The sequence below is a fragment of the Acetobacter sicerae genome (assembly GCF_011516765.1).
Taxonomy (GTDB): domain Bacteria; phylum Pseudomonadota; class Alphaproteobacteria; order Acetobacterales; family Acetobacteraceae; genus Acetobacter; species Acetobacter sicerae.
Genome location: NZ_JAAABN010000005.1, coordinates 60,685 through 78,883, shown reverse-complemented (window position 1 = coordinate 78,883; position 18,199 = coordinate 60,685). Strand labels below are relative to the sequence as shown.

At 58.8% G+C, this 18,199-nt stretch carries 18 protein-coding genes; all 18 read right to left on the bottom strand.

Features of this window, described 5'->3' with window-relative positions; translation table 11 throughout:
* Positions 1–6: 6 nt before the first annotated feature.
* On the bottom strand, positions 7–684 hold the full coding sequence (gene rpsC / locus GVI59_RS07240; RefSeq protein ID WP_077811585.1) for a 30S ribosomal protein S3: 678 nt from the start codon (positions 682–684) through the stop codon (positions 7–9).
* A gap of 2 nt (positions 685–686) precedes the next feature.
* The gene (rplV, locus tag GVI59_RS07235) at positions 687–1,094 is read right to left on the bottom strand and encodes a 50S ribosomal protein L22 (protein WP_173573631.1); all 408 of its coding nucleotides are present in this window, start codon (positions 1,092–1,094) and stop codon (positions 687–689) included.
* Between the two features lies 1 nt (position 1,095).
* The gene (gene rpsS / locus GVI59_RS07230; RefSeq protein ID WP_010666051.1) at positions 1,096–1,374 is read right to left on the bottom strand and encodes a 30S ribosomal protein S19; all 279 of its coding nucleotides are present in this window, start codon (positions 1,372–1,374) and stop codon (positions 1,096–1,098) included.
* A gap of 13 nt (positions 1,375–1,387) precedes the next feature.
* A complete protein-coding gene (gene rplB / locus GVI59_RS07225) occupies positions 1,388–2,218 on the bottom strand; it encodes a 50S ribosomal protein L2 (RefSeq protein WP_010666052.1) in 831 nt (276 codons plus the stop codon).
* A gap of 16 nt (positions 2,219–2,234) precedes the next feature.
* Complete coding sequence (locus GVI59_RS07220; RefSeq protein WP_173573772.1) at positions 2,235–2,531, bottom strand: 50S ribosomal protein L23; 297 nt, start codon at positions 2,529–2,531, stop codon at positions 2,235–2,237.
* A gap of 35 nt (positions 2,532–2,566) precedes the next feature.
* Positions 2,567–3,181 (bottom strand): 50S ribosomal protein L4, encoded by a 615-nt coding sequence (gene rplD, locus GVI59_RS07215; RefSeq protein ID WP_173573630.1) that lies wholly within the window; start codon positions 3,179–3,181, stop codon positions 2,567–2,569.
* A 5-nt stretch (positions 3,182–3,186) separates the two neighbouring features.
* Positions 3,187–3,870 carry a 50S ribosomal protein L3 gene (gene rplC, locus GVI59_RS07210; RefSeq protein WP_026200129.1) on the bottom strand — a complete coding sequence of 228 codons (684 nt, stop codon included), beginning with the start codon at positions 3,868–3,870 and terminating at the stop codon, positions 3,187–3,189.
* Positions 3,871–3,880: 10 nt separating this feature from the next.
* Positions 3,881–4,189, bottom strand: a complete 309-nt coding sequence (gene rpsJ / locus GVI59_RS07205) for a 30S ribosomal protein S10 (protein ID WP_007282720.1) — start codon at positions 4,187–4,189, stop codon at positions 3,881–3,883.
* Positions 4,190–4,335: 146 nt separating this feature from the next.
* Positions 4,336–5,526, bottom strand: coding sequence for an elongation factor Tu (gene tuf / locus GVI59_RS07200; protein ID WP_173573629.1), 1,191 nt, complete (start codon positions 5,524–5,526; stop codon positions 4,336–4,338).
* A gap of 103 nt (positions 5,527–5,629) precedes the next feature.
* On the bottom strand, positions 5,630–6,106 hold the full coding sequence (rpsG, locus tag GVI59_RS07195) for a 30S ribosomal protein S7 (protein ID WP_173573628.1): 477 nt from the start codon (positions 6,104–6,106) through the stop codon (positions 5,630–5,632).
* A gap of 14 nt (positions 6,107–6,120) precedes the next feature.
* Complete coding sequence (gene rpsL, locus GVI59_RS07190) at positions 6,121–6,492, bottom strand: 30S ribosomal protein S12 (RefSeq protein ID WP_010666058.1); 372 nt, start codon at positions 6,490–6,492, stop codon at positions 6,121–6,123.
* Positions 6,493–7,007: 515 nt separating this feature from the next.
* Entirely contained in the window at positions 7,008–11,177 is a 4,170-nt protein-coding gene (gene rpoC, locus GVI59_RS07185) for a DNA-directed RNA polymerase subunit beta' (protein ID WP_173573627.1), read from the bottom strand.
* Positions 11,174–11,320 carry a hypothetical protein gene (locus tag GVI59_RS07180; protein WP_173573574.1) on the bottom strand — a complete coding sequence of 49 codons (147 nt, stop codon included), beginning with the start codon at positions 11,318–11,320 and terminating at the stop codon, positions 11,174–11,176. The genes rpoC and GVI59_RS07180 overlap by 4 nt, the downstream gene beginning before the upstream one ends.
* Entirely contained in the window at positions 11,313–15,485 is a 4,173-nt protein-coding gene (gene rpoB, locus GVI59_RS07175; RefSeq protein ID WP_173573626.1) for a DNA-directed RNA polymerase subunit beta, read from the bottom strand. Before rpoB ends, GVI59_RS07180 begins: the two co-directional genes overlap by 8 nt.
* A gap of 271 nt (positions 15,486–15,756) precedes the next feature.
* Positions 15,757–16,131 (bottom strand): 50S ribosomal protein L7/L12, encoded by a 375-nt coding sequence (gene rplL, locus GVI59_RS07170; RefSeq protein ID WP_173573625.1) that lies wholly within the window; start codon positions 16,129–16,131, stop codon positions 15,757–15,759.
* 95 nt (positions 16,132–16,226) lie between these two features.
* Positions 16,227–16,751, bottom strand: a complete 525-nt coding sequence (gene rplJ / locus GVI59_RS07165) for a 50S ribosomal protein L10 (RefSeq protein ID WP_173573624.1) — start codon at positions 16,749–16,751, stop codon at positions 16,227–16,229.
* A gap of 269 nt (positions 16,752–17,020) precedes the next feature.
* Entirely contained in the window at positions 17,021–17,713 is a 693-nt protein-coding gene (gene rplA / locus GVI59_RS07160) for a 50S ribosomal protein L1 (protein WP_173573623.1), read from the bottom strand.
* 4 nt (positions 17,714–17,717) lie between these two features.
* The gene (gene rplK / locus GVI59_RS07155) at positions 17,718–18,152 is read right to left on the bottom strand and encodes a 50S ribosomal protein L11 (protein WP_173573622.1); all 435 of its coding nucleotides are present in this window, start codon (positions 18,150–18,152) and stop codon (positions 17,718–17,720) included.
* Positions 18,153–18,199 lie beyond the last annotated feature (47 nt).

Here is an 18,199-nt window from a genome sequence, read left to right as displayed (position 1 = left end):
TATCCCTCAGCGCTGCGGCGCCTGCTCAGCGGCGCGACGATCCTGGGCCATCGGGTCCTGGGCAAGGATCTCACCTTTGAAGATCCAAACCTTCACACCGCAGGTGCCGTAGGTCGTTTTCGCTGTTGCAGTTCCATAATCAATGTCGGCACGAAGCGTATGCAGCGGCACACGACCTTCACGATACCACTCGATACGAGCGATTTCAGCACCACCAAGACGACCCGAGCAGTTGATTCGGATACCCTGGGCGCCGAGACGCATGGCCGACTGGACTGCACGCTTCATGGCGCGACGGAATGCCACACGACGCTCCAGCTGCTGGGCAATGTTCTCAGCCACCAGTGTCGCATCGATTTCCGGCTTGCGGATCTCAACGATGTTCAGGGCGACTTCCGTGCCAGCCATCTTCGTCAGCTCCTTGCGGAGTGCGTCGATGTCCTGACCCTTCTTGCCGATGACAACGCCCGGACGCGCAGCATAGATCGTCACACGCGGCTTCTTCGCCGGACGCTCGATGACCACGCGGGAAACACCCGCACCAGCCAGCTTGCGACGCAGGAATGCGCGCAGTTTCAGATCTGCATGCAACAGCCGGGAATAGTCGCCATCTGCATACCAGCGGCTGTCCCAGGTGCGGTTGATACCGAGCCGAAGCCCGATCGGATTGACTTTATGTCCCATCGTCAGGCCGCCTTCTCTTCCGTCTTTGCCTCACGCTCGGGCGCACGCTCGGCCACGACAATCTTCAGATGACTGAAGAATTTCTCGACGCGAGCGGAACGACCACGACCACGTGCATGGAAGCGACGCATCACGATCGACTTGCCCACATCGGCTGTCTTCACAACCAGCTGGTCAACGTCCAGCTGATGATTGTTCTCGGCGTTCGCAATCGCGCTCTCAAGTGTCTTCTTCACGTCCTGAGCGATACGACGCTTCGAGAACGTAAGAGTCGCCACTGCCTGAGCAGCCGGCTTGTTGCGGATCAGACCGGCAACAAGACCAAGCTTGCGGGGGCTCACGCGGATATTCCGCGTGATTGCCTGTGCTTCGTTCTCAGCCAGAACGCGAGGATGCTTGGATTTGCTCATCTCAGCCTCGCTTCGACTTCTTGTCCGCACCGTGACCATGGAAGGTACGGGTCGGAGAGAATTCGCCAAACTTGTGGCCAACCATGTTCTCAGTCACCTGAACCGGGAGGAACTTGTGACCGTTATAAACACCAAACGTCAGACCAACGAACTGCGGAAGGATCGTGGAACGACGTGACCAGATCTTGATCACCTCGTTACGACCCGACGCGCGGGACGCCTCGGCCTTGTTCAGCAGATACCCGTCTACGAACGGGCCTTTCCAGACGGAACGTGCCATCTCTTATTGCCCCTTACTTGCCGGTCTTCCGGCGACGGATGATCAGACTGTCCGTACGCTTGTTGACCCGTGTCTTGTAACCCTTGGTCGGCTTGCCCCACGGCGTAACCGGATGACGACCGCCCGAGGTCCGGCCTTCACCACCACCATGCGGATGGTCGACCGGGTTCATGACAACACCACGGTTATGCGGACGACGGCCGAGCCAGCGCATACGGCCAGCCTTGCCCATGTGCTGGTTCATGTTGTCCGGATTGGACACCGCACCGACCGTTGCGAAGCATTCGCCGCGAACAACGCGAAGCTCACCGGACTGCAGGCGGATCTGGGCATAGCCAGAGTCCTTGCCGACCAGCTGAGCATAGGTGCCAGCCGAACGAGCCATCTTGCCGCCAGCGCCCTGCTTCAGCTCGATGTTATGCACGATCGTTCCGACGGGGATCGAAGCCAGCGGCATAGCGTTGCCCGGCTTGATATCAACGCGGGTGCCCGCGATGACCTGATCACCAACCTTCAGACGCTGCGGAGCCAGAATGTAGGCCAGCTCGCCGTCTTCGTACTTGATCAGCGCGATGAACGCCGTACGGTTCGGATCATATTCCAGACGCTCTACGGTACCCAGCACGTCCAGCTTGCGACGCTTGAAGTCGACATAGCGATAGGACTGCTTGTGCCCGCCGCCACGAAACCGCGACGTTGTGCGACCATGATTGTTACGACCGCCGGACTTGTTCTTGCCCTCGGTCAGCTGTTTGACCGGCTTGCCCTTCCACAGGTCAGCCCGGTCCACCAGCACCGTGCCACGAAGGCTCGGCGTGACGGGATTAAAGTGCTTCAATGCCATGTGTAGATACCCCGCGTCACGCCAGCTTGGCGGTCAGGTCAATGGACTGACCCTCCGCCAGCTGCACGAACGCCTTCTTGATATCGGAGCGCTGTCCGGGACGCCCCTTGAAACGCTTCGTCTTGCCCTTCTGAACCAGCGTGCAAACGCTGACAACCTTGACGCCGAAGAGTGTCTCGACCGCAACCTTGATCTCAGGTTTCGTGGCCGAGATGGCAACCTTGAAGGCCACCTGATTCTTCTCGGACATCGCCGTCGCCTTTTCGGTGATCAGCGGCGCGCGCACGATGTCAAAGAGCGCTTCGCGCGACATCTTTTCCGCCTTCTTGCGGATCGCAAGCACGTTTGTCATGCCAGCCGCTCCTTGAGGCCTTCAACGCCAGCGCGAGTGATCGCAAGGACGTCATGGTTGAGAATGTCATAGACGTTCGCACCGATGGTCGGCAGGACGTCAATCTTCGGCAGGTTGCGAGCAGCGCGAACGAAACCTTCGTTCACTGTGCCGTCAACGATCAGAGCCGACGTCAGTCCCAGAGCCTTCAGCTTCACAGCCAGCTCAGCGGTCTTCGTCACGCCATCAGCCGCATCGAGAACAATCAGCTTGCCGTCTTTCGCCTTCTGGGAAAGAGCGGAGATCAGACCGAGACGACGCACCTTCTTGGGAAGGTCATAGCCGTGATCGCGGACAACCGGACCATGAACCGCACCACCGGTACGATACTGCGGCGCACGCAGCGAGCCCTGACGAGCGGAGCCTGTGCCCTTCTGGCGGTACGGCTTCTTCGTCGTACCGGAGACTTCGCCCATGCCCTTCACCTTGTGGGTGCCGGCGCGGCGCTTGGCCAGCTGCCAGTGAACCACACGCGCCATGATGTCGGCACGCGGTGCAACAGCGAAAATCTCGTCGGGAAGCGTGGCGGTGCCGGCGCTGCCGTTATCGAGAGTTTTGATATCGAGTTCCATCGTCCTCAGCCCTCCGCCGTCGCAACGGCTGCCGGATATGGCGCCTCTGCATGACGGGCCTTCTTGATCGCGTCACGGACCATGACCAGTCCGTTCTTCGCGCCCGGGATGGAACCACGAATCATGACCAGATTCTTCTCCGGATCGACCGCAGCCACTTCCAGGTTCAGTGTCGTCACGCGCTCATCACCAAGGTGACCAGCCATCTTCTTGTTCTTGAAGGTCTTGCCGGGATCCTGACGGTTACCAGTAGAACCATGTGAACGGTGAGAGATGGACACACCGTGAGAAGCTTCGAGACCGGCGAAGTTCCAGCGCTTCATCGCACCGGCAAACCCCTTACCCTTGCTCGTGCCTGTGACATCCACCTTCTGGCCAACCACGAAGTGGGAGGCGAGGATACGGGTGCCTGGCTCGAGAACGGCGTCGGCAGCAACGCGGAATTCGCGCACGGCCTTCTTCGGCTCGACCTTCACGCGGGCATAATGGCCGCGGTTCGGCTTCGTGACATTCTTCACCTTGGCCTTGCCAAGACCGAGCTGCACGGCGGTGTAACCGTCGCGTTCTTCGGTACGGGCATCAACCACCTGCACATCATCGAGATGCAGGACAGTGACGGGCACATGAGTGCCATCTTCCTTAAACAGCCGGGTCATACCCAGCTTTCTTGCGATCAATCCGGTACGCATCGTCTGGACCTTAGAGTTTGATCTCGACATCAACGCCAGCGGCGAGGTCGAGCTTCATGAGGGCGTCCACGGTCTGCGGGGTCGGCTCGACAATGTCGAGCAGCCTGCGGTGAGTCCGAATTTCGAACTGTTCGCGGCTTTTCTTATCCACGTGGGGTGAGCGGTTCACGGTGAACCGTTCGATATGCGTCGGCAGCGGGATAGGACCCCGAACCCGCGCACCCGTACGCTTCGCCGTGTTGACGATCTCTTTCGTGCTGTTGTCGAGCACGCGATGATCGTACGCCTTTAGGCGAATGCGGATGTTCTGGTTGTCCATCGTCTTGTTTCAGTCCAACTTTCTAATCCGGTCAGGGTCTGCCCGGGATATCCCGCCGCCAAGTAAGACCCCGGCCGGATCACTCCGACCGGGGGTACTCAGTTCAGGGCCCGCCCAATTCAGGGCTATGGGGCACCTGCCCCGTCTTACTCAGTGATCGAAGCGACCACGCCTGCACCAACCGTGCGGCCACCTTCGCGGATAGCGAAACGGAGACCTTCATCCATGGCGATCGGAGCAATCAGCTCGACATCCATAGCGATGTTGTCGCCCGGCATGACCATTTCCGTGCCTTCCGGCAGGTGAACCACACCAGTGACGTCCGTCGTACGGAAGTAGAACTGCGGACGGTAGTTCGTGAAGAACGGCGTGTGACGACCACCCTCTTCCTTGGTGAGGATGTAAGCCTCAGCCTTGAACTTCTTGTGCGGCGTGATGGAGCCCGGCTTGGCCAGAACCTGACCACGCTCGACGTCCTCACGCTTCGTGCCACGCAGCAGAGCGCCGATGTTGTCACCAGCCTCACCACGATCAAGCAGCTTGCGGAACATTTCAACGCCGGTGACGGTCGTCTTGGTCGTCGGACGGATGCCAACGATCTCAACTTCGTCACCAGTATTGACAACGCCACGCTCGACACGGCCGGTGACAACCGTACCACGACCGGAGATCGAGAACACGTCTTCGATCGGCATCAGGAACGGACGGTCAACCGGACGCTCCGGCTGCGGGATGTAGGAATCAACAGCGTCCATCAGATCTTTGACGCGGTTTTCACCAACTTCCGGATCACCATCTTCCAGAGTGACAAGAGCGGAACCCTTGATCACCGGAATTTCGTCGCCCGGGAACTGGTAGGAAGAAAGAAGCTCACGCACTTCCATCTCGACCAGCTCAAGCAGCTCCGGATCATCAACCTGATCAACCTTGTTCAGGAACACGACCAGAGCCGGAACGCCAACCTGACGGGCGAGCAGAATGTGCTCACGGGTCTGCGGCATCGGGCCATCAGCAGCGGACACGACGAGAATCGCGCCGTCCATCTGCGCAGCACCGGTGATCATGTTCTTCACATAGTCAGCGTGACCCGGGCAGTCGACGTGAGCATAGTGACGCTTCGCCGTCTCGTACTCAACGTGAGCCGTGGAGATGGTGATGCCACGAGCGCGCTCTTCAGGAGCAGCGTCGATCATGTCGTATGCCTTGAACTCAGCACCACCGGCCTTGGCCAGGGTCTTCGTGATCGCAGCGGTGAGCGACGTCTTACCATGGTCAACGTGACCAATGGTGCCGATATTACAATGCGGCTTATTACGCTCGAATTTAGCCTTTGCCATCGTTTCTCTCCGTTACCCACCAGACAGGTGGGATGCGGTTGTTAGCAATTTCCGTTGCAGCCCCCAACCCGGGATACTGCAACGCACACAAAAAAAGCGCCTGTTACCAGCGGTAGTGGCTGAAAGCCTTGTTGGCTTCCGCCATACGGTGCGTATCTTCGCGCTTCTTGACCGCGGCGCCACGATTGTTCACGGCGTCCATCAGTTCATTGGAAAGACGATCCTGCATCGTGCTTTCACCACGCTTACGTGACGCATCGATCAGCCAGCGAATGGCCAGAGCCTGACGGCGATCGGTGCGAACCTCGACGGGCACCTGATACGTTGCACCGCCGACACGACGGGAACGAACCTCAACGGCCGGCTTTACGTTGTCCAGCGCCGCATGGAACATGGCGACGGGATCAGCCGAAGCGCCACCACGACGATGCAGAACATCGAGAGCACCGTAAACGATGCCTTCTGCAGTGGACTTCTTGCCATCATACATCAGCGCATTCATGAAGCGCGTAATGACGATGTCTCCAAATTTCGGATCCGGTAGGATCTCACGCTTTACAGCGCGGTGACGGCGACTCATGCCTCGATATTCCCTTACTTAGGACGCTTAGCGCCATAGAGCGAACGACGCTGACGGCGCTTTGCGATACCCTGAGTATCAAGCACACCGCGAAGGATGTGGTAACGGACACCCGGAAGATCCTTCACACGACCACCACGGATCAGGACGACGCTATGCTCCTGAAGGTTATGACCTTCACCCGGAATATAGCTCACCACTTCATGACCGTTCGTCAGACGCACTTTCGCGACCTTACGGAGCGCGGAGTTCGGCTTCTTTGGAGTGGTTGTATAAACGCGAGTGCAAACGCCGCGCTTCTGCGGGCAGCCCTGCAGGGCCGGCACCTTGTTGCGCTTTGCCGCAGGCTCGCGCCCCTTGGCGATCAGCTGGTTGATGGTCGGCATGCGCCCTTCCCGATCCTTACACAGTTCGGCCGGCGAACCCTCACTTCGGTTGCCGACTGTCATCCAAAATCACTCCCCGGATACAGCATCCGGAAAGCCTATGTTTACATCCGGCCTTAACGCACTCGCCAGGGAGCACATGGAACCGCATGCTGTAATTGCTTTGACAACAACCTGCCCGGACAGTGAGCCGGAATGCATGAAGCTGAGGTCGCGGAACCTAGGCCCCGGAACCATGTGAGTCAAGAAAACTCACGCGATTCGGATCAGTTTCCCGGCCTGCTGACAATAACATCCCGTTGGAACCGGCCTTTTGGCGTCGTTACGCAACGAATTGCGCGCCTAATAACCCGGAATCGCCTGTTTGACCAGAGAAAACGGGCATCACGCCATAGAAAAGAGTCCAGCGTGACATGCGCTATCTGCACTGGGTGTTTTCTGATGCGTATTCAGAAAAAAGAAAGACCGGGACTAAGCCCGGCCTCTCCTTAATCGCAGGATGTGAGAGTTGCTGATTACTCAGCAGCCTCATTTCCATGCTCAAGACGCTGACGATCCTGACGCGCTGCAACAGCACGCAGTTTGTTCATCACGCTGCCTGTTCCTGCCGGGATCAGGCGGCCCACGATGACGTTCTCTTTCAGGCCATTGAGCGTATCCACCTTGCCTGCCGTAGCAGCCTCGGTGAGCACACGCGTCGTCTCCTGGAAGGACGCTGCGGAGATGAAGGACTGCGTCTGCAACGAAGCCTTCGTGATACCCTGAAGCACCGGCATCGCGACAGCCGGACGATCTCCCGCATTCATGCGCTTGGTGTTTTCCGCCTCGAACTCGATGCGGTCCACCGTCTCGCCGATCAGGAAGGTGGTGTCACCCGGCTCCAGAACCTCAACTTTCTGCAGCATCTGGCGAACGATCACCTCGATGTGCTTGTCGTTGATTTTCACGCCCTGCAGTCGATACACATCCTGAATCTCGTTCACGAGATAATCGGACAGCGCCTCGACGCCCATGACTTTCAGGATGTCATGCGGCACGCGTGGACCGTCGACCAGCGGATCGCCCTTCTGGACAAAGTCGCCTTCCTGAACGGAAACGTGCTTGCCCTTCGGCACCAGATATTCGGTCTCTTCACCTGTCTCATCGTTCTTCACGATGACACGGCGCTTCGACTTGTAATCCTTGCCGAATTCCACGCGACCTTCGTTCTCGGCGATGATGGCGTGATCCTTCGGACGACGCGCCTCGAACAGTTCGGCAACACGCGGCAGACCACCGGTAATGTCACGCGTCTTGGAACCTTCACGCGGAATACGCGCCAGCACGTCACCCGCATGGACCTGAGCGCCATTCTCAACGGAGAGCAGCGAGTCAGGCGACAGGAAGTAACGCGCATCATTGCCGTTATCCAGCTTGATGACGTTGTTGTTGCTGTCCTTCAGCTGCAGACGCGGACGCAGATCGACACCCTTGGAAGCCTGCTTGTAATCCACGACCACTTTCGAAGTCAGGCCCGTCACTTCATCCATACGCTCGACGAGCGTGATGGAGTCGATCAGGTCGAGATATTCGACGGTTCCCGCCTTCTCGGTGATGATCGGCAGGGTGTACGGGTCCCACTCCGCCATCTTCTGGTTACGACTGACGGCCTGACCGTCTTCCACCAGAAGTCGCGCACCGTAAGGCACACGGTAGCGTGCACGCTCCGTACCATTCTCGTCCGCGAGGATGATTTCACAGTTACGCGCCATGACAATCGGCACGTTCTGCGAGTTCTGCACCACGTTGCGGTTGCGGATGGTCACCTTGCCGTCACGCGACGCTTCAACCATCGACTGCTCGGCGCCACGCTGGGCCGCGCCACCGATATGGAAGGTACGCATGGTGAGCTGCGTTCCCGGCTCACCGATGGACTGCGCGGCGATCACGCCGACAGCTTCACCAATGTTGACCGGTGTGCCTCGGGCAAGGTCACGACCGTAGCAATGGCCGCAGACGCCTACGCGGCTGTCACACGTCAGAACAGAGCGGATCAGAACCGTCTCGACAGCGGACTTCTCGATGATTTCGGCATCAGCCTCTTCAACGAGATGATTCCGCTTGAAGACGACCTCACCCGTGGTCGGGTTCACGACGTCAGCCGCCAGCGTACGGCCCAGGATCCGTTCGGAAAGCGAGGAAACAACCTCGCCGCCATCCATAACCGCACGAATGGTCAGGCCACGCTCGGTACCGCAATCGTTCTCGACGATGATGCAGTCCTGCGCCACGTCGACCAGACGACGCGTCAGATAACCGGAGTTGGCCGTCTTCAGAGCCGTGTCGGCGAGGCCCTTACGGGCGCCGTGAGTCGAGGTGAAGTAATCGAGAACCGACAGACCTTCTTTAAAGTTGGCGATGATCGGCTGTTCGATAATCTCACCCGACGGCTTGGCCATGAGACCACGCATACCGGCAAGCTGCTTCATCTGTGCCGGCGACCCACGGGCACCGGAGTGGCTCATCATCCAGACCGAGTTGATCGGCTTGCCGATCTCTGCTCTCGACAGTTCCTTGGTCATCGCAGCCTGCACTTCGTCCGTGCAACGCGACCAGGCGTCAACCACCTTGTTATAGCGCTCGCCAGCCGTGATCAGACCATCCTGATACTGCTGCTCGAACTCCTTGACCTCTGCGGACGTGCGGTCAACCAGCTCTTTCTTCTCGTGCGGGATGATCATGTCATCCTTGCCGAAGGAGATGCCGGCTTTCGCAGCGTGGCGGAAACCAAGCGACATCATGCGGTCACAGAAGATCACCGCTTCTTTCTGACCACAGTGACGATAGACCGCGTCAATCACGTCAGACACGTTCTTCTTGGTCAACTGCTTGTTGATCAGAGAGAACGGCACCGAGCTGCTTTTCGGCAGGATCTGGGCGATCAGCACGCGCCCCGGTGTCGTGACAACATTCTCCGCATAAGAACTACCGTCTTCGCGGGTCATCTCAAGACGCATACGAATCTTGTCGTGGAGCTTCAGAGCGCCTGTCGACAGGGCGTATTCGACTTCGTTGATCGAGCCGAAAGACGGAGCGCCTTTCTTGAGAAGCTCACCGGTCTTCTCGTCATATTCATTGCGATCGAGTGTCGCCCCGAATTCCGGTGTCTCAAGGCTGAGATAGTAGAGACCAAGAACGATATCCTGCGACGGCACGATGATCGGCTTGCCGTTCGCCGGGCTGAGAATGTTGTTGGTCGACATCATCAGCACACGGGCTTCGAGCTGGGCTTCGAGCGACAGCGGCACATGAACGGCCATCTGGTCACCGTCGAAGTCCGCGTTGAAGGCGGTGCAGACCAGCGGATGAAGCTGGATGGCCTTACCTTCGACAAGGATCGGCTCGAACGCCTGAATGCCAAGACGATGCAGGGTCGGCGCGCGGTTCAGCATCACGGGATGCTCGCGGATCACCTCTTCAAGGATATCCCAGACTTCCGGACGTTCCTTTTCCACCATGCGCTTTGCAGCCTTGATGGTGGTGGCGTGACCGTATTTCTCGAGCTTGGAGTAGATGAATGGCTTGAACAGCTCCAGCGCCATCTTCTTGGGCAGACCGCACTGATGCAGCTTCAGCTCAGGTCCGACCACGATGACCGAACGACCGGAATAGTCGACGCGCTTACCGAGCAGGTTCTGACGGAAACGTCCCTGCTTGCCTTTCAGCATGTCGGACAGCGACTTCAGCGGACGCTTGTTGGCGCCGGTGATGGCGCGTCCACGACGACCGTTGTCGAACAGGGCGTCAACAGACTCCTGCAGCATGCGCTTTTCGTTACGGACAATGATGTCCGGCGCACGCAGCTCCATGAGCCGCTTCAGACGGTTATTACGGTTGATGACGCGGCGATACAGATCGTTCAGATCGGACGTCGCGAAACGACCGCCATCCAGCGGAACCAACGGACGCAGCTCGGGCGGGATCACTGGCACGATGTCCAGAATCATCCACTCCGGCTTGCAGCCGCTCTCGGCGAACGCTTCGATCAGCTTCAGACGCTTGACCAGCTTCTTGCGCTTGGCCTCGGACGTCGTCTCCTTCAGTTCCTGACGGAGCTTGACCTTCTCGGCGTCGCAATCAATGCGCTCAAGCAGCTTCTTGATGGCCTCAGCGCCGATACCGACTTCCGCGTGCTCATCGAGCACGTCGAGATACTGCTCTTCCGTCAGAAGGCTGAACTGCTTCAGGGGTGACGTGCCCGGCTCCAGAACCAGATAGCTCTCGAAGTAGAGAACCTTTTCCAGATCTTTCAGCGTCATGTCGACCATCAGGCCGATACGGCTTGGCAGCGACTTCAGGAACCAGATATGCGCGACCGGACTTGCAAGCTGGATGTGACCCATCCGCTCACGACGGACCTTCGCCAGCGTGACTTCAACACCGCACTTTTCGCAGACGATGCCGCGGAATTTCATGCGCTTGTATTTACCGCACAGGCACTCGTAGTCCTTGATCGGACCAAAGATACGCGCGCAGAACAGACCATCGCGTTCCGGCTTGAACGTACGATAGTTGATCGTCTCCGGCTTCTTGATCTCGCCAAACGACCAGGACCGGATCTGCTCGCTGGACGCAAGCTGGATCTTGATCTGGTCGAAGGTGGCTGCCTGACCAGTCTGGCCAAGGATTTTCATGAGTTCATTCATGCGCCGAAAACCTCCAGGACGGGTGTCACGCGGCCGCGCTCCGCGTCACGCCGGGCGTTCTGCCCCGCGCTCCGTTTCATTGAAAACAGGTCGGCGTCGAGAGGCTGAAGCCCCTCGACAAGATTAAATGGGAAATCAGTCACCACTGTTTTCCAGATCCACATTCAGACCAAGCGATTTCAGTTCCTTGATGAGAACGTTGAAGCTCTCAGGGATACCGGCCTCGAAGTCGTCCTGCTCACGAACGATGGATTCGTAAACCTTGGTACGACCGGAGACGTCATCGGACTTGACCGTGAGCATTTCCTGCAGCGTGTAGGCTGCGCCATACGCCTCAAGCGCCCAGACTTCCATCTCACCGAAGCGCTGGCCACCGAACTGCGCCTTACCACCCAGCGGCTGCTGCGTGACAAGCGAGTATGGACCGATCGAACGGGCATGGATCTTGTCGTCGACAAGGTGATGCAGCTTGAGCATGTAGATGTAACCGACCGTCGTCTTGCGCTCGAACGGCTCGCCTGTGCGACCGTCAATGAGCTGGGACTGACCGGAACGATCGACACCTGCCTTCTCAAGCATGTTCTCGATATCAGGGATCGAGGCACCATCGAACACCGGCGTCGCAATCGGCACGCCCTTGCGCAGGTTATTGGCAAGCTCGACGAGCTGGTCGTGAGACATGTCGGCGATATCGGCCCTGAAGACCTCATCACCATAAACGTCTTTCAGCTCTTCCAGCAGAACCTGCTTCTTTTCGCCATCACGCTGATACTCGTCGACCATACCGCCAATGCGGCGACCGATGTTGGCGCAGGCCCAGCCCAGATGGGTCTCGAGAATCTGCCCGACGTTCATTCGTGACGGCACACCGAGCGGGTTCAGCACGATATCGACCGAAGTGCCATCCTCAAGGAACGGCATGTCTTCAACCGGCACCACGCGAGAGACGACACCCTTGTTTCCGTGACGACCGGCCATCTTGTCACCCGGCTGAAGCTTACGCTTCACGGCGACGAAGACCTTGACCATCTTCATCACGCCCGGCGGCAGCTCATCACCGCGCTGGAGCTTCTCGACCTTGCTGTCGAAACGGGCCTGAATCTTCTGGATGGCCGCATCGAATTCACGACGCAGGGTTTCCAGCTCAGCCGTGACAGAGTCGGACGCGACGCTTACGTTGCGCCATGCGCCACGCGGAATCTCGGCCAGAACCTCTTCCGTGATCGGCGTGCCTGATTTCAGACCCTTGAAGCCCGTTCCAGCCGTCTCACCGAGCAGACGCTCACGCAGACGGTTGTAGAAGGAACGCTCCTGAATGGCGCGCTCGTCATCACGGTCCTTCGCCAGACGCTCGATCTCGGCGCGTTCGATCGCCATCGCACGCTCATCCTTGTCGACGCCGCGACGGGAGAAGACGCGGACGTCAACGATCGTGCCGGTCGTGCCAGGCGGCAGACGCAGGGACGTGTCACGAACGTCCGAAGCCTTTTCACCGAAGATGGCGCGGAGGAGCTTTTCTTCCGGCGTCATCGGGCTTTCGCCCTTCGGCGTGACCTTACCGATCAGAATGTCGCCCGGGTTCACCTCGGCGCCGACATACACGATACCTGCCTCGTCGAGGTTGCGAAGGGCTTCTTCACCGACATTCGGAATGTCGCGGGTGATTTCTTCCTGACCAAGCTTCGTGTCACGCGCCATGACTTCGAATTCCTCGATATGGATCGAGGTAAAGACGTCGTCGCGAGCGATACGCTCGGAGATCAGGATGGAATCTTCGAAGTTGTAGCCGTTCCAGGGCATGAACGCGACGAGCACGTTACGGCCCAGAGCCAGTTCACCCAGCTCCGTGGACGGACCATCGGCAATGATGTCACCAGCCGCAACCTGATCACCCACGCGGACCAGCGGACGCTGATTGATGCAGGTGGACTGATTGGAGCGGGAATATTTCCGCAGACGGTAAGTATCAACGCCCTGCGTCGCACCGGTTGAGTCCGTTACACGGACCACAATGCGGGCGCCGTCGATCTGATCGACCACACCGCTGCGGCGGGCGACGATGGTTGCACCGGAGTCATGGGCGACAGCGGCTTCCATGCCCGTTCCAACCAGTGGCGCATCAGAGCGCACCAGAGGAACAGCCTGACGCTGCATGTTCGATCCCATGAGCGCACGGTTGGCGTCATCGTTCTCAAGGAACGGAATCAGCGCCGCGGCGACGGAAACAAGCTGCTTCGGGGAAACGTCACATGCCGTCACGTCAGTCGGAAGAACCTGACGGAAGTCACCGTTTCGGCGAACCGAAACGAGATCACCGGTCAGGGTGCCGTCCTTGTCCTGCTTGGCGTCAGCCTGAGCAACGACCAGACGTTCCTCTTCCATGGCGGAGAGGTACTTCCAGCCATCCTGAAGCTTGCCGTCCTTCACGAGACGATAAGGTGTTTCGATGAAGCCGTACTTGTTCACCTTGGCATAGGTCGCCAGTGAGTTGATCAGACCGATGTTCGGGCCTTCCGGCGTCTCAATCGGGCAGATACGGCCATAATGGGTCGGATGAACGTCACGGACTTCGAAGCCTGCGCGCTCACGGGTCAGACCGCCCGGGCCAAGCGCCGAAAGGCGACGCTTGTGCGTGACTTCCGAAAGCGGATTGGTCTGGTCCATGAACTGCGAAAGCTGTGAGGAACCGAAGAACTCACGCACTGCAGCAGCAGCCGGTTTCGCGTTGATCAGATCATGCGGCATGACCGTGTCGATATCGACAGAACCCATGCGCTCGCGAATGGCGCGCTCCATACGGAGCAGGCCGATGCGATACTGGTTTTCCATCAGTTCGCCAACGGAGCGGACACGACGGTTACCGAGGTTATCGATGTCGTCGATCTGGCCGCGGCCATCCTTCAGGTCGCACATGACCTTCATGGCGCGCAGGATATCTTCCTTGCGAAGGACGCGCACCGTGTCAGGGCACTCGAGACCCAGACGCATATTCATCTTCACGCGACCGACAGACGACAGGTCATAGCGGTCGGGATCGAAGAACAGGCTGCGGAACATCGCCTCGGCCGTTTCGGCCGTCGGCGGCTCACCCGGACGCATGACGCGATAGATGTCGATCAGCGCCTCATCACGGGAGTTGTTCTTGTCCACCGTCATGGTGTTGCGGATCCAGGGACCATTGGCCTGATCAACCGCAAGGGTCGGCAGCTCGGTGATTCCGGCTTCTTCCAGCGCCAGCAGACGGGCTTCCGTCAGCTCTTCGCCGCCTTCACCATAAATCTCACCCGTGTTCGGGTTGACGATATCATGGGCGATGAAACGTCCGAGCAGGTCAGCTTCAGTGACCAGCACTTCCTTGGTCGTTTCCGCAATCTTGCGAACGGCGCGGGCGGTCAGCTTCGTGTCAGCTTCAGCAACGACTTCGCCGCTATCAGCGTCGATCAGGTCGGACAGAAGCTTCTGTCCCTTGAAGGCTTCCGGATCAAAGGCGCGCGCCCAGCCCTTGGCGGTCTTCTGGAAGATGACCTTGCCATAGAAGTAGTCAAGGATCTCGTCGGAATCCATGCCGCCGATGTCCATGGCGGCGACGTCACCGCCCTCTTCCGCCTTCTTCTTGCGCGCAGCCTCGGAATTGGCGCCTTCGAGCGCATAAAGCAGCGTCGTCGCCGGCAGCTTGCGCTTGCGGTCGATGCGGACATAGATCAGGTCCTTGGCGTCGAATTCGAAGTCGAGCCAGGAGCCACGATACGGAATAACGCGGGCCGAGAAGAGATACTTGCCGGAAGAGTGGGTCTTGCCCTTGTCATGATCGAAGAAGACGCCCGGTGAACGGTGCATCTGACTGACGATCACACGCTCGGTGCCATTGACGATAAAGGTGCCGTTATCGGTCATCAGGGGCATGTCGCCCATGTAAACCGGCTGCTCCTTGATGTCGCGGATCGAACGGGAGCCCGTGTCCTCGTCAACGTCCCAGACGATCAGACGGAGAATGACCTTCAGCGGCGCCGCATATGTCAGGCCGCGCTGGATGCACTCCTCAACGTCATATTTCGGGTCCTCGAATTCGTACTGAACGAACTCAAGACGACCACGTCCTGCGAAATCGTTGATCGGAAAAACGGAACGGAATACTTCCTGAAGCCCCGTCTGTGTCCGCGCATCAGGCGATACGTTCGCCTGAAGAAAGGCCTCATAGGAGGCGCGCTGAACATCGATGAGGTTAGGCATCGGCGCAACTTCGGGAATCCGCCCGAAACTCTTGCGGATCCTTTTACGCCCCGTGAACGATTTGGTGATTGCGTTCATGTCTATCCTGCCTCGTCCCTGCCGTCGGACCATCCGGCCACCCCGTTCCCGACAGGGAAGGAGGGCGGCCAGACGGTCCGGCCTGTAATGCACACTTCACACGATTTGCGCCGAAACCCAGCACAAGCCGCCTGATCCGTGAACCGTCGTAGCAATTTACCCTTACAGGGAGTCACTACAGACGAACAGGCGGAGACCGTAGACAGCCTCCGCCCAGAACCAACTCAAAACAGTGACGGCACGCAGAGGTGCCGCCAGAAGATCGAGATAATTATTTAATCTCAACCTTAGCGCCGTTCTCTTCGAGAGTCTTCTTGATCTTCTCGGCTTCGTCCTTGCTGGCGCCTTCCTTGATGGTCTTCGGAGCGCCTTCGACAAGGTCCTTGGCTTCCTTCAGACCCAGACCGGTGATCGTGCGGATTTCCTTGATCACGTTGATCTTCTTGTCGCCAGCAGCAGCAAGGATCACGTCAAATTCGGTCTTCTCTTCAGCCGGAGCTGCAGCAGCACCCGGAGCAGCGGCTGCAACAGCAACCGGAGCGGCGGCGGAAACGCCCCACTTCTCTTCGAGAAGCTTTGACAGCTCAGCAGCTTCGAGAACTGTAAGAGCGGAAAGCTCGTCAACAAGCTTGTTCAGATCGGCCATGATATGGTCTTCCTAATATAGATACTGATTCCGGATGCACAACCCGAAAGAGACGGGTCATGCGCATTTTCTCTCTCCCCTTACGGGGAGACGCATCAGGCTGCGTCCGCCTCGCCCGTCTTGGCATAGGCACCAAAGACCCGAGCCAGCTGGCCTGCCGGCGCCTGGAGAACACCCGCGATACGCGTAGCCGGCGTGGAGATGAGCCCCACGAGCTGCGCACGAAGCGTGTCCAGAGACGGCAGCTCGGCCAGCGCCTTGAGCCCGTTGACGTCAAGCGTCTGGGTTCCAAGGGCGCCACCAAGCAGCACCAGTTTCTCATTGGTCTTGGCGAACTCGACGATCACTTTCGCCACTGCGACAGGATCAGCCGACCACGACAAAGCGGTCGGCCCCTTCAACAGCGGCGCAATGCCATCGAATCGGGTCCCATCCAGGGCGAGAGTGGCCAGCCGGTTCTTCGCGACCTTATAAGTCGCTCCCGCAGCACGCACCTTGCGACGCAGGTCAGTCACATCGGCAACTGTCAGCCCGTCATTACGGGTGACAACCACCATGGACGTCTCTGCGAACACGGCAGCGAGCGAGGCGACAAATTCGCGCTTCTCCGTACGGTTCACTTCCCGTCTCCGTGTTAGCCCACCCACTCAGGGAGGATGAGCCGGTTACCCAAGGACCGTCAGCGGAGCTGACAATCCGGTTCGCCTGTCCATGTCACGATACGCACGGAGAGCAGATCGAAATCCACAAACCAGCACCCTCGTCTTCCGGTCGCGCCACAGGGGCATTAAGGCTCAGAGCCACATCCGGTCTTGGACAGGATCAGATGGCGCGAGAGCGCCACCCTGGAAAGCCGGGAAGCTGAACTTCCCGACGATCATTCTTTGTGTCAGCCGCCGAAAGCGGAGACTTCAACACTCACACCCGGACCCATGGTCGAGGAAAGAGCCACCTTCTTCAGGTAGGTTCCCTTCGCACCGGTCGGACGAGCCTTCTGAACGGCATCCACGAAAGCGCGGATGTTTTCAGCCAGCTTGTCAGCATCGAAAGAAGCCTTGCCGATACCGGCATGGATGATACCGGCCTTCTCGGCGCGATACTCGACCTGACCGGACTTCGCAGCCTCGACAGCGCCCTTGACGTCCATGGTCACGGTGCCGAGCTTCGGGTTCGGCATCAGGCCGCGCGGGCCGAGCACCTTACCGAGACGACCGACGAGGCCCATCATGTCGGGGGTCGCAATGCAGCGGTCGAAGTTGATTTCGCCAGCCTGCACCTTTTCCATCAGGTCTTCCGCACCGATCACGTCGGCGCCGGCAGCCTTGGCTTCCTCAGCCTTCGGACCACGGGCGAACACACCGACGCGCAGGGTCTTGCCTGTGCCGTTCGGCAGGGAGAGCAGACCACGGACCATCTGGTCAGCGTGACGCGGGTCAATGCCGAGGTTCAGGGAGATCTCGACCGTCTCGTCGAACTTTGCTTTCGCATTGCTCTTCACGAGAGCCAGAGCTTCATCGAGAGCATACTGCTTCGTGCTGTCAACAGTAGCGCGGGCAGCGGTCAGACGCTTGTTCTTTGCCATGATCTCAGCCCTCCACAACCTGCAGGCCCATCGAACGGGCGGAACCCATGAGCATACGCACGGCGCCATCAATGTCGTTGGCGTTCATGTCTTTCTGCTTCGTCTCGGCGATCTCACGCAGCTGCGCGATGGTCACCTTGCCGACAGCGGCAGACTTGCCGACCGTCTGGCTACCCTTGGAAACCTTGGCGGCCTTCAGCAGGAAGTAGGTGTTCGGCGGCGTCTTGGTGATGAAGCTGAACGTGCGGTCGGCATACGCGGTGATGACCACAGGAATCGGCATGCCGGGCTCCATGCCCTGCGTCTTGGCGTTGAACGCCTTGCAGAATTCCATGATGTTCAGGCCACGCTGACCAAGAGCGGGACCAACCGGCGGAGACGGATTCGCCTTGCCTGCCGGTATCTGAAGCTTGATGTAGCCAACGATTTTTTTGGCCATATCCGGGACTCCTTTATATTGAACCCGAACCGCGGTTCTGGCGAAAT

Coding starts and splice junctions, on each gene's coding strand:
- rpsC (WP_077811585.1), bottom strand. CDS start 684: ATGGGACATAAAGTCAATCCGATCGGGCTTCGGCTCGGTATCAACCGC.
- rplV (WP_173573631.1), bottom strand. CDS start 1,094: ATGAGCAAATCCAAGCATCCTCGCGTTCTGGCTGAGAACGAAGCACAG.
- rpsS (WP_010666051.1), bottom strand. CDS start 1,374: ATGGCACGTTCCGTCTGGAAAGGCCCGTTCGTAGACGGGTATCTGCTG.
- rplB (WP_010666052.1), bottom strand. CDS start 2,218: ATGGCATTGAAGCACTTTAATCCCGTCACGCCGAGCCTTCGTGGCACG.
- GVI59_RS07220 (WP_173573772.1), bottom strand. CDS start 2,531: ATGTCGCGCGAAGCGCTCTTTGACATCGTGCGCGCGCCGCTGATCACC.
- rplD (WP_173573630.1), bottom strand. CDS start 3,181: ATGGAACTCGATATCAAAACTCTCGATAACGGCAGCGCCGGCACCGCC.
- rplC (WP_026200129.1), bottom strand. CDS start 3,870: ATGCGTACCGGATTGATCGCAAGAAAGCTGGGTATGACCCGGCTGTTT.
- rpsJ (WP_007282720.1), bottom strand. CDS start 4,189: ATGGACAACCAGAACATCCGCATTCGCCTAAAGGCGTACGATCATCGC.
- tuf (WP_173573629.1), bottom strand. CDS start 5,526: ATGGCAAAGGCTAAATTCGAGCGTAATAAGCCGCATTGTAATATCGGC.
- rpsG (WP_173573628.1), bottom strand. CDS start 6,106: ATGAGTCGCCGTCACCGCGCTGTAAAGCGTGAGATCCTACCGGATCCG.
- rpsL (WP_010666058.1), bottom strand. CDS start 6,492: ATGCCGACCATCAACCAGCTGATCGCCAAGGGGCGCGAGCCTGCGGCA.
- rpoC (WP_173573627.1), bottom strand. CDS start 11,177: ATGAATGAACTCATGAAAATCCTTGGCCAGACTGGTCAGGCAGCCACC.
- rpoB (WP_173573626.1), bottom strand. CDS start 15,485: ATGAACGCAATCACCAAATCGTTCACGGGGCGTAAAAGGATCCGCAAG.
- rplL (WP_173573625.1), bottom strand. CDS start 16,131: ATGGCCGATCTGAACAAGCTTGTTGACGAGCTTTCCGCTCTTACAGTT.
- rplA (WP_173573623.1), bottom strand. CDS start 17,713: ATGGCAAAGAACAAGCGTCTGACCGCTGCCCGCGCTACTGTTGACAGC.
- rplK (WP_173573622.1), bottom strand. CDS start 18,152: ATGGCCAAAAAAATCGTTGGCTACATCAAGCTTCAGATACCGGCAGGC.